This is a genomic window from Polynucleobacter sp. 35-46-11 (genome assembly GCF_002281105.1).
In genome coordinates, this window is the sequence record NZ_NCFJ01000155.1 from 1 (window position 1) to 5011 (window position 5011).

Here is a 5011-nt window from a genome sequence, read left to right on the forward strand (position 1 = left end):
TTAGCTTGAACTGCTTACTGTACTTGCTCATAAAACAAAACCCCCTTGGTTGGACATAAGGTCCAACTTTTGGGGGTCAGTTCATACGGGTGGCTTTTTATATTCAATTCTTGATAAGATCAATTATCTAATTTAATCCTGAGTACACAATGAGACTTGCTCGCCTACTTTTAGTCCTATGCGTCACCTTAAGCATAGTTAGTGGATGCTCCAAAGAGGAACAGGATAATGTCATTAAGGTTGCCGTGTCCCCCGCCATCCCTCCGATGCTGTTTGAAAAAGACGGTAAATATACGGGCATAGACTTGGAGATATTTGAGGGCTACTGCAAGTCACGCGCTTGCACATTTAAAACGACTGCCTATGATTGGTTGGGGATGTTGGGTGCCGTCACTAGTGGGCAGGCTGATGTTGCATTCTCAGGAATCTCCATTACAGATAAGCGGAAAGAAGTGATGGATTTTTCAAATCCGTATTTCACCAGCACATGGCAGTTGATTGGATTAAAGAATCGCAATATTAAAATTACTGATTTATCTCAACTAAAAAAATACAGCATTGCTTATCCGACGGGTAGTGTGTTTGATGATTATGTGAAGACTGTATTGCAGCCAAAAGGCTATTACTCAGCAGAGCAAGTAAAGCTATATCCGTCGCCCACGGAGGCCTTGCTTGCCTTGCAAAATGGTAATGTGGACTTGGTATTTGTGGACAACGTTATGTTGGTTAACTATCAAAAGTCTTTAAATCTTCCAGTTAGCAGTAGCTACCAAGTCGTTGGGTTTGATAATCTGGGCTTTGCCTTCAAAAAAGGCTCTAAGTTGCGGGATGACTTTAATCTCTATCTTGCCGAGTTGGGCCCAGAAAAGTTAAAAGAGATTATTGATCGCTGGATTCAATAAATTAGAGTGATTTGCATATATTGGGTTAAAGTGCTCCTTAAGCCGATTATTTCAATTATTCATAAGGAAAAATATGTCCCATCATGACAAGTTAATTGCCGCTTTCGAAACATACCAATCAGAGAACGAAAAGTTCCACGGAAGAGGAATCAAAGCTTCTGCTGCAAGAGCACGTAAAGCTTTGCAAGAGATTGCTGGTTCTTGTAAAGAGCGTCGCAAAGAAATTACTGCTGAAAAAGAGGCGCTTGAAGGCAAACCAAAGGGTGAGGGTATGTCACAAGATGCAGCCCGTCACGCGCACATCAGAAAGTAAAACTTTTCTGAAAACTCAAAAGTCACCTTCGGGTGACTTTTTTATTTAGAGGTCCACGTTTTCTAAGGCGGGACCCTCAAGGTGGCGAGTATCTGCCCATTGCTTTACTTCCCAGCCATTAGCCTGGCTATGAGTAATCCAATTTAATGAGGCATTGGGTACGGAAGCGACTCTTTCAGCGCTTAAAGATTGTTTGCTTGCAATGCGATACATCATGTCAAGCGTGCCACCATGGCTAACCAGCAAAATTGTTTTACCAGCATGACACTCTTGAATTTTGTTTAGAGCATTTTGAACGCGTACTGCAAATTGTTGAATGCTTTCGCCACCACCAAGATCATGCTCTAGGTCGCGGGTAATGTGAGCCTGCCAGATATCAGGCTGTAGTGATGGCGCCTCGCCAATTGAGAGCCCTTGAAGGGCGCCAAAATGACGCTCCCTTAAAGCGCTATCAACCTGTGGCTCACCTCCAAATAATTCAACGACAGCGCTTGCGGTATCAGCTGCTCTTTTAAGATCGCTGGTGTAAAGGACGTCAAACGAGAGTTTTATATCTTTAAGGGCCTGGGCCATTTGGCGCGCCTGTAGTGCGCCCTTGGTATTAAGGGGAATGTCGGTATGCCCTTGTAAGCGTCTTTCGGCATTCCAGTCGGTTTCGCCATGGCGAATAAGGCAGAGTGTTGTTGTAGACATATTTAAATGCAAAGTTGAATTAATTTTCTTCGGGAGCTGAGAAAAGAAGAGCGCTTCCCAGGGTGAGGTATCCAGATTCGAGGGCTTCGGCTCTAAGGCCGCCACGACCTTCAAATGCGTTCATAAAATCTGGTCTTTTTAGTAAGTTGGCTGGTCGCTGACAAGGCTCGCATAATTCTGTACCTTTAAAAGTAAGACCCCCTAAATAGAAGGTCTTGCCAACTAGCCCATTGAGCTCATCCTCAGAAATGCCGCTGATCGTAATATTTCTGCGAGTGTCGCCTGGATCAAAAACTACTTGCTGCTTTGCAAGTAGCTCGTTATTTGCGCTCTCGATAGCAGAAAGTGCAACGAGAGAAACATGACGGATCTTAGGCTTCGTTTTTGAGAATGCACCTATACCCAAGGCATAGCGATCACCCACAATGCCCTCGCCTGCAACAATCTCAGCCTGCGTAAGCTGCGTCATAGATTCACCTGCTTGGGAGGCAATATAGATGGCGTGAATTTGTGGAGATGCTTTCATGATGAGAGCATATTACATAAGAAAAAAGCCCCGGAAATTTCGGGGCTTAGTGCTAAGTGCTTAGGCTGCGACAGGCTCAGCGATAGATGCTGGTGCTGGAGGGCGCTTATTGAGAGCCCTTTGAATCTTTGCCTTCTCTTTAGGCTTAGTGCTAGATTCAAGTAATTTACTAAGTTGAGTGACAGTTAGTGGGCCCAATTTGGCTTTGCCGGTTTTACTAACCATGGGATCGTTTTTTCTATTTCTTTGATTTTGGCCAACAGCCATATTTTTTCCTAGAGTCTTGAAATGATGAACCTCTGAGATTGCTCAGTAGACTCCCCTAAGTAGGGCGCGGAATAGTGATCACAAATCAGAATAACAGCTAAGCAGTCAAGGCGCTATGATCAGATGATGATGAATATTCCTAATCTTATTTTTTCTGCAATCATGGGCGGACTCATGTCATTGAGCATTACTTTGGCCACTACTTTAGTGCGCGTAGGTTTTGTGCAGAATTTTTTTTGGGTGTGGCTGGAGGTTTGGGCAGTTGCCTACCCAGTGGCAATGATTTGTATTTTGATTTATCGGCCGTTTGCTAGCAAGCTCACTGCCCGCTTAGTTTCGAAGTTTGTACTATAGGCGATTTAAGATGCCTTAAGGCGCATACTAAATAAGAGGATTGATATGAAGCATCTTAAATATATTTTGTTACTAGGCATTGTTGGTTTGAGTGCTTGCGCTGCGGTTTATACCGATGCCTCAGACTCGAATCATGTCACTTTTTTAAATAGTGATGGCGAATCTGTTGCATCGCTCACGCCAAAGGCTAATGCGTATTGCGCTCAATATGGCAAGACTGCCTCTTTTAGAAAGAGCGATACTCAGCTGGTTGCAGTATTTGATTGCAATTGGCCACAATCAAGCCCACGCTAGATTTAACCAGCGAGGTCAGATTGGTAGATAAGGCCTGCATGCTCTCGCAACGCATGGAACTGAATGGATTCCCAGCGTTGTTGAGCAACATCTAATTCGGATTTATGGCTAGCCAAAAATACTGAGGCTCCCACAACATCCTCCGCCATGCGGTGAATATTTTCTTGAATGAATTTCTTGAGTGCTACAGGGTCATCTGAGCTGACCCAGCGAGCTAAGTTATAGCGCGCAGGTAGTAAGCGTACCTCTGCACCATATTCAGTTTGCAGGCGATGGCTTACTACTTCAAACTGCAGCTGTCCAAATGCACCGAGCAGCATAGTGCCACCCGTCATGGGGCGGAATACCTGAATTGCGCCTTCTTCGCCAAGCTGCATCAAGCCTGTGCGTAATTGTTTCGAGCGCAATGGATCGGCAGACTCCACCATGCGGAAAATCTCAGGCGCAAAAAATGGCAAGCCTGTAAATTGCAGTTGCTCTCCTTCGGTGAGCGTATCGCCCAGACGAAGAAGTCCATGGTTTGGTAATCCAATAATGTCGCCAGGGAAGGCTTCATCCAAAATGTCGCGGCGTTGTGACAAGAAGGACAGTGCATTGTTGGTGCGCACTTCTTTGCCATTGCGACAAATCTTCAGCTTCATACCGCGTTGAAAGTGTCCCGAGCAAATACGCAAGAAGGCAACACGATCTCGGTGAGCCGGATCCATGTTGGCTTGGATCTTAAATACCACTGCAGAGAATTTATTTTCCGCAGGGCTAACCTCTCGTTGTAAGGCTTTGCGTGAGCCTGGTGACGGTGCAAGCTCAACTAAGGTATTGAGAATTTCACGTACACCAAAATTATTAATGGCTGAGCCAAAGAATACCGGCGACTGACGGCCCGCCAAAAAGGCTTCTTTATTAAAAGCAGGCATTGCATTTTTAATGAGATCTACTTCGGCAAGCGCATTTTCAAGATCAGTGCCTAAGCGCTCTTTTAATGCCGGATTGTTGATATCAACAATCGCATGAGAATTTTCAGTGACACGATCTTCGCCGGCCTTGAACATACGTATTTGAGAGTTGGCAATATCAATTACGCCGGCAAATGATTTACCCATGCCTACTGGCCAAGTAAAAGGAACTACCTCAATGCCGAGCGCAGTTTCAATCTCATCCATCAACTCCATGGGTGGTTTTACTTCACGATCCATCTTATTGATGAAAGTGACAATTGGTGTGTTGCGTGCGCGACAGACTTCCAGTAAGCGTAAGGTTTGTGACTCGACACCGTTGGCAGCATCAATCACCATGAGTGCGGAGTCTACAGCGGTCAATACGCGATAGGTATCTTCAGAGAAGTCTTGGTGTCCCGGGGTATCCAAAAGATTAATAATGCAATCGCGATACTCCATTTGCATTACCGAGCTGGCTACGGAAATACCACGTTGTTTTTCAATTTCCATCCAGTCCGAGGTTGCGTGGCGACTAGCTTTGCGGGCCTTGACGCTACCAGCAATCTGAATTGCGCCTGCGTATAACAAGAGTTTTTCAGTGAGCGTGGTCTTGCCAGCATCTGGGTGAGAGATGATGGCAAAGCTACGGCGTCTTAAAACTTCTGCGCCGGGAGTGCTGGAGGTGATGGTATCGATGGTAATTCTGCGCTTAATCTAATTGACAGAA

The 5011-nt window shown here is 45.3% G+C and carries 8 protein-coding genes; 4 read left to right on the forward strand and 4 right to left on the reverse strand.

All coding sequences use genetic code 11. The features are described 5' to 3' along the window. Positions 1 to 149: 149 nt before the first annotated feature. Positions 150 to 902, forward strand: coding sequence for a transporter substrate-binding domain-containing protein (locus B7Y67_RS10615; RefSeq protein WP_293598616.1), 753 nt, complete (start codon positions 150 to 152; stop codon positions 900 to 902). Between the two features lie 73 nt (positions 903 to 975). Beyond that, the gene (locus B7Y67_RS10620; RefSeq protein ID WP_293598617.1) at positions 976 to 1215 is read left to right on the forward strand and encodes a hypothetical protein; all 240 of its coding nucleotides are present in this window, start codon (positions 976 to 978) and stop codon (positions 1213 to 1215) included. 45 nt (positions 1216 to 1260) lie between these two features. On the opposite strand, the gene B7Y67_RS10625 is transcribed toward B7Y67_RS10620, so the two are convergent. From B7Y67_RS10625 to B7Y67_RS10635, 3 genes are read right to left on the reverse strand one after another with little or no spacing between them, the layout of a single operon-like run. After that, positions 1261 to 1908, reverse strand: a complete 648-nt coding sequence (locus B7Y67_RS10625) for a histidine phosphatase family protein (protein WP_293598618.1) — start codon at positions 1906 to 1908, stop codon at positions 1261 to 1263. Between the two features lie 19 nt (positions 1909 to 1927). Next, on the reverse strand, positions 1928 to 2434 hold the full coding sequence (locus B7Y67_RS10630; RefSeq protein ID WP_293598619.1) for an MOSC domain-containing protein: 507 nt from the start codon (positions 2432 to 2434) through the stop codon (positions 1928 to 1930). 60 nt (positions 2435 to 2494) lie between these two features. Next, entirely contained in the window at positions 2495 to 2701 is a 207-nt protein-coding gene (locus B7Y67_RS10635; RefSeq protein ID WP_293598620.1) for a hypothetical protein, read from the reverse strand. A 129-nt stretch (positions 2702 to 2830) separates the two neighbouring features. Here B7Y67_RS10635 and B7Y67_RS10640 point away from each other — a divergent pair, with 129 nt between their 5' ends. After that, the gene (locus tag B7Y67_RS10640) at positions 2831 to 3055 is read left to right on the forward strand and encodes a DUF2798 domain-containing protein (RefSeq protein WP_293598621.1); all 225 of its coding nucleotides are present in this window, start codon (positions 2831 to 2833) and stop codon (positions 3053 to 3055) included. Positions 3056 to 3100: 45 nt separating this feature from the next. Further along, on the forward strand, positions 3101 to 3349 hold the full coding sequence (locus tag B7Y67_RS10645) for a hypothetical protein (RefSeq protein WP_293598622.1): 249 nt from the start codon (positions 3101 to 3103) through the stop codon (positions 3347 to 3349). A gap of 2 nt (positions 3350 to 3351) precedes the next feature. Here B7Y67_RS10645 and B7Y67_RS10650 read toward each other — a convergent pair whose 3' ends face one another. After that, positions 3352 to 4980 (reverse strand): peptide chain release factor 3, encoded by a 1629-nt coding sequence (locus tag B7Y67_RS10650; protein ID WP_293598623.1) that lies wholly within the window; start codon positions 4978 to 4980, stop codon positions 3352 to 3354. Between the last annotated feature and the right edge of the window lie 31 nt (positions 4981 to 5011).